The 15297-nt window shown below is 59.2% G+C and carries 16 protein-coding genes; 6 read left to right on the top strand and 10 right to left on the bottom strand.

What is annotated here, in order from left to right; genetic code table 11:
* Position 1 precedes the first annotated feature (1 nt).
* Positions 2 to 1192 carry an MFS transporter gene (locus ACOOHD_RS10335; protein WP_420457798.1) on the top strand — a complete coding sequence of 397 codons (1191 nt, stop codon included), beginning with the start codon at positions 2 to 4 and terminating at the stop codon, positions 1190 to 1192.
* Here the strand turns inward: ACOOHD_RS10335 and ACOOHD_RS10330 are convergent.
* Positions 1167 to 1490 carry a hypothetical protein gene (locus tag ACOOHD_RS10330; RefSeq protein ID WP_420457797.1) on the bottom strand — a complete coding sequence of 108 codons (324 nt, stop codon included), beginning with the start codon at positions 1488 to 1490 and terminating at the stop codon, positions 1167 to 1169. The genes ACOOHD_RS10335 and ACOOHD_RS10330 overlap by 26 nt on opposite strands.
* 284 nt (positions 1491 to 1774) lie before the next feature.
* Here ACOOHD_RS10330 and ACOOHD_RS10325 point away from each other — a divergent pair, with 284 nt between their 5' ends.
* The 3 genes from ACOOHD_RS10325 to ACOOHD_RS10315 all read left to right on the top strand — a co-directional run bounded on the left by ACOOHD_RS10325 (position 1775) and on the right by ACOOHD_RS10315 (position 4539).
* Positions 1775 to 2998: an AAA family ATPase gene (locus ACOOHD_RS10325; protein ID WP_420457796.1), complete on the top strand. Its 1224-nt coding sequence runs from the start codon at positions 1775 to 1777 to the stop codon at positions 2996 to 2998.
* A 294-nt stretch (positions 2999 to 3292) separates the two neighbouring features.
* Positions 3293 to 4321 (top strand): IS110 family transposase, encoded by a 1029-nt coding sequence (locus tag ACOOHD_RS10320; protein WP_420457795.1) that lies wholly within the window; start codon positions 3293 to 3295, stop codon positions 4319 to 4321.
* An 11-nt stretch (positions 4322 to 4332) separates the two neighbouring features.
* The gene (locus tag ACOOHD_RS10315; RefSeq protein WP_420457794.1) at positions 4333 to 4539 is read left to right on the top strand and encodes a hypothetical protein; all 207 of its coding nucleotides are present in this window, start codon (positions 4333 to 4335) and stop codon (positions 4537 to 4539) included.
* A 100-nt stretch (positions 4540 to 4639) separates the two neighbouring features.
* Here ACOOHD_RS10315 and ACOOHD_RS10310 read toward each other — a convergent pair whose 3' ends face one another.
* A complete protein-coding gene (locus ACOOHD_RS10310) occupies positions 4640 to 5770 on the bottom strand; it encodes an ATP-binding protein (protein ID WP_420457793.1) in 1131 nt (376 codons plus the stop codon).
* A gap of 189 nt (positions 5771 to 5959) precedes the next feature.
* Here ACOOHD_RS10310 and ACOOHD_RS10305 point away from each other — a divergent pair, with 189 nt between their 5' ends.
* A complete protein-coding gene (locus ACOOHD_RS10305) occupies positions 5960 to 6760 on the top strand; it encodes a phosphatase PAP2 family protein (RefSeq protein WP_420457792.1) in 801 nt (266 codons plus the stop codon).
* 80 nt (positions 6761 to 6840) lie between these two features.
* Here ACOOHD_RS10305 and ACOOHD_RS10300 read toward each other — a convergent pair whose 3' ends face one another.
* On the bottom strand, positions 6841 to 7788 hold the full coding sequence (locus tag ACOOHD_RS10300) for an SDR family oxidoreductase (protein ID WP_420457791.1): 948 nt from the start codon (positions 7786 to 7788) through the stop codon (positions 6841 to 6843).
* Positions 7789 to 8073: 285 nt separating this feature from the next.
* Here ACOOHD_RS10300 and ACOOHD_RS10295 point away from each other — a divergent pair, with 285 nt between their 5' ends.
* The gene (locus tag ACOOHD_RS10295; RefSeq protein ID WP_420457790.1) at positions 8074 to 8817 is read left to right on the top strand and encodes a hypothetical protein; all 744 of its coding nucleotides are present in this window, start codon (positions 8074 to 8076) and stop codon (positions 8815 to 8817) included.
* 144 nt (positions 8818 to 8961) lie between these two features.
* On the opposite strand, the gene ACOOHD_RS10290 is transcribed toward ACOOHD_RS10295, so the two are convergent.
* The 7 genes from ACOOHD_RS10290 to ACOOHD_RS10260 all read right to left on the bottom strand — a co-directional run bounded on the left by ACOOHD_RS10290 (position 8962) and on the right by ACOOHD_RS10260 (position 15291).
* A complete protein-coding gene (locus ACOOHD_RS10290) occupies positions 8962 to 9183 on the bottom strand; it encodes a heavy-metal-associated domain-containing protein (RefSeq protein ID WP_420457789.1) in 222 nt (73 codons plus the stop codon).
* Positions 9184 to 9185: 2 nt separating this feature from the next.
* Complete coding sequence (locus ACOOHD_RS10285; RefSeq protein WP_420457788.1) at positions 9186 to 11387, bottom strand: heavy metal translocating P-type ATPase; 2202 nt, start codon at positions 11385 to 11387, stop codon at positions 9186 to 9188.
* A gap of 6 nt (positions 11388 to 11393) precedes the next feature.
* Positions 11394 to 11726, bottom strand: coding sequence for a four-helix bundle copper-binding protein (locus tag ACOOHD_RS10280; RefSeq protein ID WP_420457787.1), 333 nt, complete (start codon positions 11724 to 11726; stop codon positions 11394 to 11396).
* 16 nt (positions 11727 to 11742) lie between these two features.
* Positions 11743 to 12207, bottom strand: coding sequence for a DUF305 domain-containing protein (locus ACOOHD_RS10275; protein WP_420461424.1), 465 nt, complete (start codon positions 12205 to 12207; stop codon positions 11743 to 11745).
* Positions 12208 to 12269: 62 nt separating this feature from the next.
* A complete protein-coding gene (locus tag ACOOHD_RS10270; RefSeq protein ID WP_420457786.1) occupies positions 12270 to 12818 on the bottom strand; it encodes a DUF3347 domain-containing protein in 549 nt (182 codons plus the stop codon).
* An 86-nt stretch (positions 12819 to 12904) separates the two neighbouring features.
* The gene (locus ACOOHD_RS10265) at positions 12905 to 13477 is read right to left on the bottom strand and encodes a helix-turn-helix domain-containing protein (RefSeq protein ID WP_420457785.1); all 573 of its coding nucleotides are present in this window, start codon (positions 13475 to 13477) and stop codon (positions 12905 to 12907) included.
* Positions 13478 to 13512: 35 nt separating this feature from the next.
* Positions 13513 to 15291: an efflux RND transporter periplasmic adaptor subunit gene (locus ACOOHD_RS10260; protein ID WP_420457784.1), complete on the bottom strand. Its 1779-nt coding sequence runs from the start codon at positions 15289 to 15291 to the stop codon at positions 13513 to 13515.
* Positions 15292 to 15297: the final 6 nt, after the last annotated feature.

The following is a 15297-nucleotide window of genomic DNA, read 5'->3' as shown; positions in this document are numbered from 1 at the left end:
CTTGCAGCAAAAGATCATCACCCGCACGGTAGTACTACTCGGCACGGTGAGCCTGCTGACCGACGTGGCCAGCGAAATGCTTTACCCCGTCATGCCACTCTACCTGGAAAGCATCGGGTTTACGGTGGCCGGGATCGGCGTGCTGGAGGGGGTGGCCTCGGCCACGGCGGGCTTAAGTAAGGGCTACTTCGGACAGTGGTCGGATCGGACGGGCCGGCGCCTGCCCTTCGTACAGATCGGCTACGGTATCAGCGCGCTGGCTAAACCCCTTATGGCCGTATTCACGGCACCCTGGTGGGTCTTCCTAGCACGCACGGCCGAGCGACTGGGTAAGGGCGTTCGTACCGGGGGCCGCGATGCGATGCTGGCCGGTGCGGCTCGACCGGAAACCAGGGCCCGGGTTTTTGGCTTTCACCGCGCGATGGATACGACCGGCGCGGCGCTGGGGCCGCTCCTGGCCCTCGGTTTTTTGTGGGCGTATCCGGGGCAGTACCGCTGGCTGTTCATCATTTCGGTGGTACCGGGGCTACTGGCGGTGGCGGCTACCCTATTGCTGCGGGAGCAGCCGGTGATGCCGCAGGCGGGTGGCCGGCCGGGCATCCTGGAATTTATCCGCTACATCAGGACGGCGGCCGGACCGTACCGCCGGCTGTTCGGGGGATTGATCGCCTTCGCGCTCATCAATAGCTCCGACCTGTTTTTGCTACTCATGCTGAAGGAGGCGGGGCTGAGCGATACGGCCCTGATCGGCTGGTACGTGTTCTATAACCTCGTGTACGCCGTGCTGGCCTATCCCTTCGGCGGTCTGGCCGATCGGTTCGGGCCCAAGCGGGTATATATCGGTGGCCTACTGGTCTTCGCCGCGGTCTATCTCGGACTGTCGCAGGCGGTAGCGTGGTGGCACTTCGGGGCTTTATTTGCGGCCTACGGACTCTACGCCGCCGCTACGGAGGGGGTAGCCAAGGCCTGGATCAGCCGGCTGGTGCCGCTACGGGAGACGGGCACGGCCATCGGCACGGTAAGTGCGGGGGAGAGTGTGGCTAGTTTGGTAGCAAGTTCCCTGGCCGGAGTGGTATGGATCACCTTCGGTGCCGATGTGCTATTTGCCGGGACGGCCTTGCTGACGCTGCTGGTCGCTGCGTACATCAGCTCCCTATCGTCAGCAACTACACCACCTTCTGGTACCCCTTAGAGACCATCGGGCCACCGACACTGAATCCCCCGTCCACGTCGTAGCTGATGCCGTTGATGTACTGGGCCTCGTCGCTGGCTAGGTAGCGGACCATGCTGGCGATCTCGGCGGGGTGCACGCCGTTGATGGTGATGTTGGTGCCGCCCAGGGCCAGGGCGGAGTAGCGGCCGATGCCACTGTCGCCGGCGGTGATGATGGCTTTGCGGATACGGCCCGAGTCTGCCTGCCGCACGCCGGGCGGGGTCATGGAGGACAGGAGTTCGTCTACGTAATTGATCTTACTTTTTCCGGTGGGCATACTGGGGTTAGTTTCCTGATGCGTTGCCGGTAAAAGAAGTAGTGGAGGCATCTGGTTCAGCGGGCGGGGCCGCGGGTGCGGTGAGCGTATCAGATCAGGTGCTGGTAGCGATCAAGGAAGGAATTGAGAAAGCGAGCTTTGTTTTGTGGGTCATACTTTATCGCGTAAGCATGATGGTGACCGAAATTGGTGCGGCAACTTGATAATTCTGTATAAAGCCAATAAAAACAGAAGTAATTACTGCAAAGTATTCCCTAATTCCGTAGTAAAGTTACCTTTACGGAATGATCGGCAGAAGAGCGGAGATAACGGTGTTACAAGCTCTTACGCACAGCTCCGATGCAGAGTTCCTAGCCGTCACTGGCCGGCGGCGCGTAGGCAAAACCTACCTAATCGATACGTTTTACGGCGATCGATTCTGTTTCAGTATGACCGGCATCCAGAACCAGGGTAGCCACGAGCAACTGGTCAATTTTGCCGTCCGCCTGGCTCAGTACGATGGGACGGGTGAGCCGCGGGTGCCCGACACCTGGCAGTGGGCCTTCGTTCGCCTGCGGGAGTACCTGGAAACACTTAAACCCACCCGAAAACGGGTGCTCTTCTTCGATGAACTACCCTGGATCGCGGCCAGCGACCGGAGTTTTGTACAAATGCTGGCCCACTTCTGGAACGACTACCTATCTAAACAACCTCACTTTATCCTGGTCATCTGTGGGTCGGCCACGGCCTGGATCACCCAAAAAATTCTGAACGACCCGGGAGGAATGCACAACCGGGTAAGCCGCCACCTACACGTACGGCCGTTCACCCTGGGCGAAACGCGGGATTACCTGGAGGACCGTCAAGTAGACCTGACGGAAACGGACCTTGCCCGGACGTATATGGCCATCGGAGGCATCCCCTATTACCTCAATGGATTTGAGCGAGCGGATAGCTTCGTGACGGCCATCGACCGGATGTGCTTCAGTGCTACGGGCTTACTGCGGCGGGAGTATGGTAACCTGTTTGCCGCCTTATTTCGCAATGCTGACACCCACGAAGCTATCGTCAGCGCATTGGCCAAATACCCCGGTGGTCTGGCACGAACGGTACTGACCAAAGTGACGGGTTTAAAGTCGCAGAGTATGATCGCGCGGGCGCTTGAGGAGCTATCCGCCTCTGACTTTGTCACCTACAGTCTGGCCCACGGTGGTAAAAAGCGGGGCGCTCGCTACCGCTTAGTTGATGAGTTCTCCCTTTTTTATCATCGCTTCATGACCCAGAATGGTCAAACACCCAAACAGGGACAATGGGCGAGTGTAGCTACCTCTCCTTCCTACCGGAGTTGGGCGGGGGTAGCCTTCGAGCTGCTCTGTCAGAAGCATATAACTGCGCTTACGCACGTGCTCGGTATATCGGGCTTGCAACTGTGGTCCGGTCCACTGTTCATCGAAGCCACCGAAGAAAGCGACGGTGCCCAGATCGACTTACTACTCGACCGACCGGACGCTACCGTAAACCTCCTTTAGGTTTGCACTAGCCGTTTTCACCCCACTTTTTTCCCCAGTTCAAGGGAGTGAAACTGGCCGCGCCGCTCCCAAAAGCGGCGGCGCGGCTAGTTTTACGGCTATTCACTAACCGCAAAAGGCAGCGGCCGGGGTAAAGCGTGTGAACCTCTGGATCGTAGAATCCGTCGCAGATTTTCCACCCCGCGCCGCTGTTTGGTTGCTGTAGCTCGTATAGCAATCTGGGTCCTGAGAACCCGCTAATTGAGGAGATGAGCTAGCTACCAAACTGCCTTCTGCACAATGCCTTTCAAAGATATGCATTTTAACTATTTTCTGGGCTGGGATGTCAGCAAAGCTACCCTGGACTATTGTGTGCTGGACCGGCAGGGCCAAGCGGTGGACCGCGGTAACATCGCCAATGAAGTACCCACTATCCGTAAGTTCTTTAAGCGCCTGTGCACCCAGCTGGGTGCGGCGGCCTGCAACATCCTGCAGTGCGTAGAAAACACGGGGGTCTACACTCATCCCTTATTACTCGTTATGCACCGGGCTACTGATGAGGCCGCCCCCTTTTTGTGGCGCGAGGATGCCCTACAGATCAAACTCAGTAGCGGGCGTCAGAAGGATAAAACCGATGCCGGCGATGCCTTGACCATTGCCCGCTACGCCCTGAGGCATCAGAACGATGCCCGGGCTTATACCCTGCCTGCCAAGCAGTTACGTCAGGTGCGCCAATTGCTCCAACTACGCCGCAGCCTGCTTAAGGGGCTCACCGCCCTGGAGGTATCCTACCGTGAACTCAAGGCCTATGCCCTCTACCCCCTGGACACGACCGGCGCACGCATCATCCGCCGGCAGGTGCAGCAGATGAAAAAGAACCTAGCCGAACTCGACGCTCGCCTCACCGCCTTGATCCAGGAAGATGAGCAGATGCGTCGGCTGTACCGCATCACCCAGTCCGTGCCCGGCATGGGCCCGAAAAACTCGCTCGTCGTCCTAGCCCTGACGGAGTTGTACCAAAAGATCCCTACCGCCCGGGCCTGTGCCAGCTACGCCGGTATCTCGCCCCATACCTACCAAAGCGGCAGCAGTGTGCGGCGGGGGCCACGTACCTCAAAGGCCAGTAGCGCGGAGCTCAAAACGGCTATCCATCTGGGGGCCATGAGTTTGATCAAACACGACAACCTGTACCGCCAGCTCTACGATCGGTTACGCGCTAAGGGCAAGGCCCATCTGTCCGCGATCAATGCGGTAAGGAACAAAATGCTGCGCGTGCTCTATGCCTGCATCGAAAAAGACACACTTTACCAAAAAGAACGCCATGTAAGCTTGCATACTCCATAGCAATCTGCGAGATGAAGTTCTACGCCGAACCCTTCACGCTTACTAAAAGTGATGCTACCGAGCTACTACGAAAGAAGCAGGTGGTGGCTGCCCACTTTAAGGGGCGCAAACGCGTGCTGATCACCCTGGTCATGAACTACCCGCCGGTGGAAAATAAGTGGCTGCGGGAGGTGGTGGATCGGGTGGTTACGCTGGGGGAGTTGCTTGGGGTGTTGTAAGCTGGCTCGGATCACACTCCCAGCCCCCGTATGAGTGCCATAGAAATAGAGGAAGCTGTATCCAAGCTAGCCGGTCAGGCCTTCGAGCGGGAAAATTTTGCTATCCTCTTCCCAAGTACTCATAAAAGTTATCCCGGTTGATCACCTCTGCTACCTCCGGCTGGTACCGTTCGAGGAAAGATTTCGGAAATTTGGCGCTCTTACGCGGATTGTACTTAATCTCGTAAGCAAGGTAGCGACCATCTCGCGCCAGTACCAGATCGACTTCCGCTCCGTCCTTGGATCGCCAGAAGTACGGCGTCGTGCGGTGGCCTCCGTGCTTGGCCCGTTTCATAAACTCGCTGACGATAAAATTTTCCCACAATTGTCCCCGGTCGTTGCGGTTTTGCAGGGGGGAAAGGTTGCCGATCAGGGCATTGCGAATGCCGTTGTCGACAAAGTAGATCTTGCGGGAGGTAAATATTTCTTTACGCGGATTGGTTGACAGGGGAGGGAGACGAAAGATGACGTAGCTCTCTTCCAGTAGTTGTACATACCGCCGGATGGTCTCGTTACTGACCTGCAGCATATTGGCCAGCTCGTTATAGGACACCTGGGCACCGACTTGGTAGGCGAGGGCCCGTAGCAACTGGGCGATCAATTCGGGTTTCCTGATGGCTCCGTAGTCGAGGATGTCCTTATATAAGTAAGAGGAGGTGATCTCTTCTAAGCGCCGCTCTACACTCCTAGACGCCGTGACAACCTCCGGGTAGTTACCCAGCACCAATCGGCTATCGAGCTGCCGCAGCACCGGATAGAGGTTGTAGTGCCCGGTAAGTTCCCCCCAATTCAGTGGATACAGCTCGAAGGACCACTTGCGTCCCGTAAGCGGCTCATTTACCGAAGAGGTCAGATTGAGCGACGAGCTGCCGGAGAGAATGGGCTGGACGGGAATGCCTTCGTCGATCAGAATTTTAGTGGTAAGCCCGATATTATTGATGCGTTGAGCTTCATCAAATACCAGGAAGGAAAACCCCTCAGCCAACCGGCGTAGCTGCTCGGGAGATAAGTTGCTTCCCCACAGTGTCTGATCGGCAAGAACGTCTCCGTTGATCCACAACACCCCTTCCCGGTCGCGGAGTAAATCCTTGATCAGTGTGGTCTTCCCCACCTGCCTGGCACCCTGAACGATCAATGCTTTCTTATCACCTAAATGAGGTTTGATCAGGCCCGTAAGATGACGGTTTATCATACTAATGGCAAATATAGGCGTTATTTCGCTACCATACCTGCAAAACCACGCCGATATTTGCCATTACCCATCAGCCCTGCACCTGTGGCCCCGCCCAAATTTATTTAGCGCCAGCCCTCCAAAAGCCAATTTTCCGGGCTCATCTTCGCGCCGCGGTACGTTTACTTGAAACAAGCCGAACGACCCAGCATGCGTGTATTCCTGATCCGGTGGAGCCTCTTTCTCCTCCTCTTTGCGCTTACGGTAAGCCTAACCGGGCAACCACCCGCCGCGGGGCCCTACCACCTGTCTTGGAAGCGCGAACTGCTTTACGGAGGGGGCGGGGCCGCGGCCGTCGGTACGGGCTACCTGATCGACTGGCACATCACGAACGTGCCGCTGGCGGAGCTCCGGCTGCCCCGGGTTTCCGCCTTTGATCGCGGTGCCATTTCCTACAACTCCGGGACTGCCAAAACTGCATCCGACGTGCTCGCCTACGGTTCGCTGGCGCTGCCGGGCTTATTGCTCTTCGACCGGGACAGCCGCCAGGACGCGGGAAAACTGGCGATCCTCCTGGCCGAAACGATGCTCATCAACCAGGGGGTGACCGATATTATTAAGGGTTCCGTACGGCGGCCCCGGCCCTACTTGTATTCGGACGATCTCGATCCCGCCAGGGTAGCGGAAACTTACGACCGCAAATCGTTTCCCTCGGCCCACACCAGCAATACGGCCACAGCCGCCTTTTTCTTTGGGCGCGCCTTCTCGGATTATTATCCTCAGAGTAAACTGCGCCCCTACGTCTGGACGGTAGCCGCCGGTCTGCCCGCCGTGACCGGCTACCTGCGCGTACGGGCCGGGGAGCATTTTCCTACCGACGTCCTGGCCGGGTACGCGCTAGGGGCGGCCGTCGGATACACGGTGCCGGTGCTACACCGTCGTGCCCTAGGGACACGGGGCCTCACCGTTACTCCGACGGGCCCGGGCCTTTACCTTTCCTACCAATTTTAACCGTAGGCACAAGTCTCCTCAATCACGTCCAGACGGCCTTTTTCTCCGGTCACGTAATCCTCAGACTTTTACATCTCCCCCTACACTACCTTCTGGTACCCCTTAGATACCATCGGGCCACCGACACTGAATCCCCCATCCACATCGTAGCTGATGCCGTTGATGTACTGGGCCTCGTCGCTGGCCAGGTAGCGAACCATGCTGGCGATCTCGGCGGGGTGGCCGACGCGGCGGGAGGGAAGTAGGTCCCGCTTCGTGTCCATGGCATCCTCCGGATCCGAATCGTTCATCGGCGTGGCGATCTCCCCGGGGCGTACGCCGTTGATGGTGATGTTGGTGCCGCCCAGGGCCAGGGCAGCGCATTTGATGAAGCCGCCCAGGGCGTGCTTGGTCATGGTGTAGGTGGTATCGACCGGACTGGCCGCGTGCTCGTGTACACTGGTGTTGATGATGAGGCGGCCGGGAGTTTCGCGGGGGCTTCTCACCTCGCCGGTCAGTACTTTTCTAGCCATGTTGGCGATCTCCTCGAATTTGGAGGTGTTGCCGTCGGGGTCCATACCGAGCATGTAGCGGGTGGCACGCTGGGTGGCCAGTACGGCGCCGAAGGTATTGATGCGGAAGAGGTCGTCCATATCCGACAGCTCCAGGTTGGGGAACTGCTTCTGGGTCATCTTGCCGGCGTTGCTGAAGAAGATGTCGAGGCCCCCGAGCTGCTTCACCAGCGCGTCGATGGCGGGGATGCAGTTTTCGGGCATGCTGAGGTCCATGTGCTCGACGTAGCACTGCCGACCGAGTTTGCGTACGGCCGCGGCGGTGAGCTCCGCGTCTTCCCCGTGGTGGGCGTAGGTGATGCCGATGTCACAGCCGTCCTCGGCCAGGGCCAGGGCAGCGTAGCGGCCGATGCCACTGTCGCCGGCGGTGATGATGGCTTTGCGGATGCGGCCCGAGTCTGCCTGCCGCGCGCCGGGCGGAGTCATGGAGGACAGGAGTTCGTCTACGTTAGTGATCTTGCTTTTTCCGGTGGACATAGTGGGGGTAGTTTTACCGATGCGTTGCCGGTACAAGAAGGAGTAGAGGCTTTTGGTTCAGCGGGCGGGGCCCCGATAGCTATCGGGGGTGCGGTGAGCGTATCAGATCAGGTGCTGGCAGCGATCAAGGAGGGAATTGAGAAAGCGTGCTTTTTTCTGAAGCGATTAAGGGGTCAAACAGCGAGAACGGTAGATCGCGACACATCCACTAACACCACTTTAACGGTAGTCAGGGTAATATTTAAGGAGGATGAACCGTCTTATCGCCGGATCAAAGCATATGTTATGAAAATTCTAGCCTCGGGCTTACCTCTTCTGATCCTCTTGTTCGTGAGTAGCTGTGGACAGTTCATCGACGGAGTGGTCACCTCCGCGATCTCGGCCGACGAGTCGGAGGTTGTAGCCGCCGACATTGCCAAGCCCATGCCGGGCGACCCCCACGGCATCATGACCGAGCTCCAGCCGGAGCTACCCGGTGACCGGGAGCGAGCCGATAACCTAGCCGCGGAGATCAAACAGGGCATAGCCCGCTACCGGGACATCGAGTTAGCCCAGGGGGACGGATACGAGTTCTTCCCTGCCGACCCGCCCCCCCACATGCATATAGTCCACCTGGTCAATCAGCAGTACGCTAAGGACGAGGCAGACGGTTTCGATCCCTCCCGACCCGGCAGTCTGCTCTACGAGCGCACCCACGACGGCCAGGGTTGGAAGTTGATCGGGGCGATGATCACCGCTCCAGTCACGGCTACCGTACAAGACCTTAATGCCCGGGTACCACTCTCCCAGGTCCGCTACCATCTCCACCGTAATATCTGCGTACCCAAACCGATCTGGGACAGTAAAGCGTGGGCCCGGGTAGACGACCGCGGCCAGCCCGTCTTCGGTCCCGAAAGCCCCATCACCACCGAAGCCGAGTGCGCCGCCGAGGATGGCCGCCTACTCGAAACGGTGTTCGGCTGGATGGCCCACGCCTACGTCTACGCGGACGATCCAGCCGATACCTGGAATCAGATGTACGGCCACTAAGTATTACCCCCTCAGCCTTGAGCAATTGGTCCTCGATCTTTCTGGTCGACGTGAGCCTGATGAAGGCCCGGTCATACAGCGCCATCCAGAAGAAGCCGACCGTGGTGTAGGCGGCCTCACCCCTACTGGTCAAGAAGTTACCATTCATGGCCGGTCGAGCGGCTGCGCCTGGAACCCAGCCTCAGCCACGATCTGCCGAACCTCGGTAGGCGAAACGGAATCGTCGGCCTCTACGGTCAGGATGCGATCGTCGCTCTGGAGGTCGACCTGCCAGCTTTTGATGCCGTCTTTTTCGTTGAGAAAGGGGGTGACGCCGCGCAGGCAGCCGCCACAGTTGATGTTGGTTTTGAATTGTAGGGTTTTCATGGTTAAAGATTTATGGATTTTAAACGAAGACTGTTAAGTACGACCGATACGGAGCTGAAGGCCATGGCGGCTCCGGCGATCATCGGATCCAGCAGGAAGCCGTTGATGGGGTAGAGCAGACCGGCGGCAATCGGGATACCGATGAGGTTGTAGATGAAGGCCCAGAAGAGGTTCTGCCGAATGCCGCGCACCGTCAGTTTGGAGAGCTCCAGGGCGCGGGGTATGGCGGCCAGGTCGGAGGTGATGAGCGTCATCTTGGCTACGTCCATCGCGATGTCGGAGCCGTGGCCCATGGCGATGCTGACGTCAGCCGTGGCCAGAGCCTGGGAGTCGTTGATGCCGTCGCCGACCATGGCTACGGTCTTGCCCCGCTGCTGGAGCTCTCTGACGAAGTCGGCCTTGTCGGCGGGCAGCACCTCGGCGCGGTAGTCATCCAGACCCACCTGTCGGGCTACGGCCGCGGCGGTTTGCTGGTTGTCGCCCGTGAGCATGTAGACCCCGATATTCTTTTCGTGCAGGCTCCGGATAGCGCTGGCCGAGCTTTCCTTGATGGGATCGGCGATGGCTACGATGCCGATGGCCTCCCGGTTGCGGGCCATAAATACTACGGTATTGGCTTGCTCACGGAGCGTATCGGCCCGGAACTTCAGATCGTCCGAAGCCCGAATGCCTTCCTCGTCCAGTAGACGTTGGTTGCCGACGAAGTAGGTGTTGGGGCCGTGCACGAAACGAATACCCCGGCCGGTCAGGCTCTCGAAGTCGGTGACCTCGGCATCGATCAGGCGCTGATCTTCCAGCCAGTCGACCACGGCGCGAGCCAGGGGGTGCTCCGACAACGACTCACCGGCTCTGAGGATACCCTTCACCGCACCTGCGTCCGCGACCCCCTCCCAGTGCTCGGCCGTCACGCTCGGTTTGCCCTGGGTGATGGTGCCGGTTTTGTCGAGTACGATGGCATCCACGCGGTGGCCCAGCTCCAGGCTTTCGGCGTCTTTGATCAAAATATTGTTCTCGGCCCCCTTACCGATGCCGACCATGATGGCGGTAGGAGTAGCCAGGCCGAGGGCGCAGGGACAGGCGATGACGAGCACCGCCACGGAGGCCAGCAGGGCATGGGAAAAGGCATCCTCTCCACCCAGGATCATCCAGGCGATGAAGGTCAGGATGGCAATACCGATCACGACGGGTACGAAGATGCCGGCGATCTTGTCGACCAGTTTCTGTACGGGGGCCTTGCTGCCCTGGGCCTCGCGCACCATACGGATGATGGAGGCTAGCAGGGTTGCGCCGCCTACCTTTTCGGCGGCGAAGCGGAAGCTGCCGCGCTGGTTGACGGTGCCGGCGAATACGGCCTCGCCCCCGTGTTTACGCACCGGGACCGGCTCACCGGTGATCATGCTCTCGTCCACGTAGCTCTCGCCGGTAGTGACCTGCCCGTCGACGGGGATTTTCTCGCCGGGGCGCACGATGAGGGTTTGGCCCACCCGCACCTCGCCGATGGGTAGTTCGACCTCCTGGCCGTCTACTACCGCGCGGACGGTTTTGGGCTGCAGACCGATCAGTTTCTTAATGGCCGAGGAGGTGTTGGACTTAGCGCGCTCCTCGAGCAGTTTGCCCAGGGAGATGAAGACGACGATGACGGTAGCCGCCTCGTAATAGACATGGGGTTCCAGTCCGCGAGCCAGCCAGAACTGCGGATATAGCGTATTGAATACACTGAACAAGAAAGCAATACCGGTGCTAAGGGCAACCAGAGTATCCATGTTGGCCGTCCCATGCCGCGCTTGCTTATAGGCCCCCACGTAAAAGTGCCGGCCAAGTACAAAAAGGACCACGGCTGCCAGCACCAACGAGATCCAGCGACCGGCCGGCCAGTCCATGTAGAACATGCCGATCACGAAAACCGGAAGGGTAAATACCGTAGCCCAGAGGGTACGCCGCTTAATGGTCTCGTATTCGGCCTCCTTGATGTCTTCCTGCGCGGCGTCGGGGTCCTCGGTGTCGATGAGTAGGTCGTAACCAACGGCCTGGACGGCAGCGCGGAGTTCGGCGGCGGAGATGAGATCAGGGTCGAAATCCACCCGAGCGGTAGCGTTGGCATAGTTGACAGTTACATCGCGTACGCCCGCTACCTTGCTCAGGATGGTTTCTACACTGACTGCGCAACTAGCGCAGCTCAGGCCGGTGACGGGAAAGGTTCCCATGCTTAATTAAGCAGCCATCTTACGGCACACCTCGGCACAGCGGCGGCTGCTCTCGGCGCACTTCTGGCAGTGCGCGTGATCGGTGTGCTCGGCGCACTGCTCGGCGCAGAACTGGCAGGCCTTGGCGCACACGGCGCACTGTTCCTTACTCAGGTCGCTCTCGGCGGTGAGCAGGGCAATGGTGGCCTCCAGGGTAGCGATGCACTGGATGCAGCAGTAGGGGCAGTCGTTCATGCTCTTCTGACCTACCATCTTCGCCAGACAGACCTTACAGTCAATCAGGCACTCGACGCAGGCGTCCAGGCAGCTCTGGTACTCGGCTTTAATTAATGCACTCATAGTAAAACGGGTTTGGTTAGTCTTGCTGTTCCAGGCGGTAGATGATGCGCTTCATCTCGGCGATCTCCCGCTCCTGGGACTCAATAATTTCTTCGGCGAGTTTGATGGCCTCGGGGTCCTTCAATTCGGCTTTCTGGCTCACCATGATGGCCGAGGAGTGGTGGGGAATCATGGCCTTCATCCACTGTACGTCCTCCACGAATACCTGCTCCCGTAGGCCGGCGTAGCAGAGGGCGAAGGTCACGACCGCTAAGCCCATGATCGCGTAGTTCCAAACCTTCTTTTTGTACATCCCCCACATGTAGGCCATCATGGTTACGGCCATGGGGGCAATCATCAAAAAGGTCATGTAGGTACGCGTGGGACTCAGCATGACGTGGTCGAACTTATCCACGTTGAGGAACATCACGGCGTACATGATCACGAAGGAGGTCGCCATCATGAGGCCGAATTTCAGGTAGGGGTTCATACCCTGCTGCATCTGCCCGTCGTGGTGGGGGGCGGCGGCGCGCGGGTGCTTAGCTTTTGGTGTGGAAGTCGTCATTACCTGGTGATTTCTTGGCTTACGTTACCGCAGGTCAGCATCTCCTGCCCGAAGAAGGGGTTACGTACCTCGGCTACCTCGCTGAACCAGTCGGCCCCCTCGCCATCGAAAGCCATGGGGCAGTGTAGCTTGTAAATGGTACCGCCGCTCAGTCCCTCGGTCAGAAGAGGTTCCAGTTCGGTCGAGAGGGCAGCAAAGGTGCTACGCTGGGCGGCCAGTTCGTCGGTATCGGCAATCTGCCCGGCAAGCTCCCCAAGACCGGCACGCTCGGGGCCGAAGCTTTCGGCCAGGTTGCCGGCTACGGTGGCTGCCTCCCCGGCATCGCCGTTGACCAGGGCGGTACGGAGGTGGAGGTAGTTCTGAAAGACCTTATCGGTCATCGCATCGGCGAACTCCACGTCGGAATTGGCGGGGGCGTCGGCGTGCTCGGCTTCGACCTCGGCCGGAGTGCTGATGCCGGTGTCGGTGGCGTTTTCTGTCTGGGCGGTACTGTCAGCGCAGGCCAGCAGCAGCGCCGGTAGCAGGAAGAGGATAAGTAGACGGTCCATGGTATGCGGTTTATTCACAAAACAGCTGGTATGAGGTCCGTGCTTAGTTATAATTTGCTAATGCTTACCGTTTTATGTGGTTTAGCCTATAACTCATCCAGTGGCCGCGCCACATACCTCCCCCGTGCCCGAAAGGCTGTTGGCGACATCCCGGTATCCTGCTTGAATACCGCCGCAAACCGGCCCGCGCTACCGTAGTTCAGCCGCCCGGTGATAGCGGAGACCGGTTCATCCGTTTGTATCAGGAGTTGCTTGCCCCGCTCGATGCGGTGTATCCGGTAGAAATCGACAATGGTGCGGCCCTCCTCCTGGGAGAACATCCGACTCAGGTGGGAGTAACTCTGCCCGATGTCGGCACTGATCAGATCGGAAAGTGAATGGGAGGTATCGGCACGATCGTTGTATACGTATGCTACGATGAGTCCCTTAATCCGGCTGACCGTGCCGCCATGTCCCTCGCGTAGTCGGAAACCGAGATTATGTAATTGTTGACCGAGTACAACCAGCGCGTCCTCATCGTGCCCGTCGGGTGGCCAGCCGGTCAGGCGACCTAACTGCAGCCGTTCGATGCGCCAGCCCAGATTGGTGACCACCTGGCGGACGGCTAGGATGCAACGGTCGCAGACCATGTTGTCGATGTAGATGTCTTGCTTGTTCATAGTGCGGGTATTTAAGCGCCAAAGCGTCGGACGCTTTAAAGCGTCCGACGCTTACGGGTTCCGAGGGTATCGATGGTGGAGCCGCACGTCAGCATAGCATCACCGTAGTACGGGTTGCGAATAGCAACTTCCTCACTCAGCCAGTTGGCCCCGGCCCCGTCGAAGGCCATGGGGCAGTGCTGCACATAGAGGGTGTCGTCGGCTACCCCGAAGGCGGTCAGGGTATTGATTAGTGCCTGGGATAGGAATCCGAACTGCTCGCGTTGTCCTTCCAGAGTAGTGGCACCTGCGACCCCGCCCAGGTGGGTGTTGATGGCGTTAAGCTGCTCCATCCAGTACCTGTGGGGTTCGTCCGGGAGTAGCGTCATGTCTACACCTGCGAGTGCCTCACGTATGGGCCGGAGAAGGGACTCACCGGCCAGCTCGCTGCTCACCATACGGTCTTTGAGGGGGAGGTAGGCCTCTGCCAGAGCGGCCAGTTGCTGCCGGAAAGCGGCGGGCGTCTCCTCCCAGTAATCGGGTAGCACCATAGCCGTCACCTCACCCGCTTCACGGCCCTGTATTACCACGTCGCGGTTCATCATACTAGATTGGTTGCGGAGTTGAGCGGCGGCATCGAGCTGGAAGGCCCCGTTGGAAACCACCCGCTCCCCAGCCTCCAGGCCCGATTGTACCGCGTAGCCATCACCGGTAGCCGGCCCCAGTTCCACCTCCCGAAACTGGTAGGTGGGCACCTCCGTATCGGGCACTTCTACGTACACTACGGAGCGCTCGCCGGTCCAGAGTACAGCGGATTTGGGTACGGCCAGCCGCTCGTCGGCCTCAGTACGGGGCGCGGCCGCAGGTGCCAGCGTGCCGCGAATAAACATTTGCGGTTTGAGCCGCCCGGAGCGGTTGCTTACCTCTGCGCGAATAGTAGCCGTACGCGTCTGCGGATCGATCAGCGGGTCGATAAAGGTGACGCGGGCCGTGAACGTCTGCTCCGGTAGGGAAGCCACCGTAAAATCTATCCGATTCCCCTCGCGCACCCGACTCAGATCACCCTCGTAGGCGTCGAACAGGGCGTAAAGCTGATTAAGATTAGTGAGGGTATAGAGCGCCTCGCCGGCCATGACGTAGTCTCCCACGCGGGCACGTACCTCCAGTACCGTACCACCGCGCTCGGCGTAAACGGGAAAGTTGGTGATCACCTCCCCGCTGCGTTCGATTTCGGCGATCCGTTCGTCGCTGATCTTGAGGTTGCGCAGCTTGTTGCGGGCGGCGGTGAGCAATTGGGGGGAGAGGCTGGCTAGCTTGGTGGCTTCGAGCAATTCCTCCTGGGCGACCACTAGCTCGGGGCTATAGATGGTGCCGATTTGCTGGCCGGCGCGCACCTCCTCGCCGGCGTAGGTAACCAGCAGGCGTTCCAGGCGACCGGGGTAGTTGACCGACTGGACGGTGGCGCTTGACTCGTCCAGGGCCAGGCGGCCGGTCAGCTGAATTGCAGTAGCGGCAGCGGGATTGTCGGCCCCACCGCTGCCTATTTCGGTAGTCCGCACCCTGGCCATCGCCACGGCGGCCTCGCTCATGGTCAGCACGGTGGGGTCGGTACTACTCGCTGCGTCGAGCGGGATCAGGTCCATGCCGCAGATGGGGCAGTCGCCAGGCTCATCGCGCTGAATTTGTGGATGCATGGAGCAGGTCCAGATCTCGGCCTCCGTCGTCTGCGGAGCTTGCTCGTCCGCCGACGGAGGGGTTCCGCTAAAGAGGAGGTACCCGCCGAGTAGGCCGATGAGTAGGGCGAAGGCGATGGTAATTGTAATACGAACATTCATAACTTA

Origin of the sequence: Neolewinella sp., from assembly GCF_965214665.1 — a bacterium.
Taxonomy (GTDB): Bacteria; Bacteroidota; Bacteroidia; order Chitinophagales; family Saprospiraceae; genus Neolewinella.
Note: the sequence above shows the minus strand (reverse complement) of the source record. Positions and strands in the feature narration are given on the sequence as shown.

Excerpts from the sequence above, each read along its gene's own strand:
- ACOOHD_RS10330 (WP_420457797.1), bottom strand. The coding sequence starts at position 1,490 with ATGCCCACCGGAAAAAGTAAGATCAATTACGTAGACGAACTCCTGTCC.
- ACOOHD_RS10325 (WP_420457796.1), top strand. The coding sequence starts at position 1,775 with ATGATCGGCAGAAGAGCGGAGATAACGGTGTTACAAGCTCTTACGCAC.
- ACOOHD_RS10320 (WP_420457795.1), top strand. The coding sequence starts at position 3,293 with ATGCATTTTAACTATTTTCTGGGCTGGGATGTCAGCAAAGCTACCCTG.
- ACOOHD_RS10315 (WP_420457794.1), top strand. The coding sequence starts at position 4,333 with ATGAAGTTCTACGCCGAACCCTTCACGCTTACTAAAAGTGATGCTACC.
- ACOOHD_RS10310 (WP_420457793.1), bottom strand. The coding sequence starts at position 5,770 with ATGATAAACCGTCATCTTACGGGCCTGATCAAACCTCATTTAGGTGAT.
- ACOOHD_RS10305 (WP_420457792.1), top strand. The coding sequence starts at position 5,960 with ATGCGTGTATTCCTGATCCGGTGGAGCCTCTTTCTCCTCCTCTTTGCG.
- ACOOHD_RS10300 (WP_420457791.1), bottom strand. The coding sequence starts at position 7,788 with ATGTCCACCGGAAAAAGCAAGATCACTAACGTAGACGAACTCCTGTCC.
- ACOOHD_RS10295 (WP_420457790.1), top strand. The coding sequence starts at position 8,074 with ATGAAAATTCTAGCCTCGGGCTTACCTCTTCTGATCCTCTTGTTCGTG.
- ACOOHD_RS10290 (WP_420457789.1), bottom strand. The coding sequence starts at position 9,183 with ATGAAAACCCTACAATTCAAAACCAACATCAACTGTGGCGGCTGCCTG.
- ACOOHD_RS10285 (WP_420457788.1), bottom strand. The coding sequence starts at position 11,387 with ATGGGAACCTTTCCCGTCACCGGCCTGAGCTGCGCTAGTTGCGCAGTC.
- ACOOHD_RS10280 (WP_420457787.1), bottom strand. The coding sequence starts at position 11,726 with ATGAGTGCATTAATTAAAGCCGAGTACCAGAGCTGCCTGGACGCCTGC.
- ACOOHD_RS10275 (WP_420461424.1), bottom strand. The coding sequence starts at position 12,207 with ATGCAGCAGGGTATGAACCCCTACCTGAAATTCGGCCTCATGATGGCG.
- ACOOHD_RS10270 (WP_420457786.1), bottom strand. The coding sequence starts at position 12,818 with ATGGACCGTCTACTTATCCTCTTCCTGCTACCGGCGCTGCTGCTGGCC.
- ACOOHD_RS10265 (WP_420457785.1), bottom strand. The coding sequence starts at position 13,477 with ATGAACAAGCAAGACATCTACATCGACAACATGGTCTGCGACCGTTGC.
- ACOOHD_RS10260 (WP_420457784.1), bottom strand. The coding sequence starts at position 15,291 with ATGAATGTTCGTATTACAATTACCATCGCCTTCGCCCTACTCATCGGC.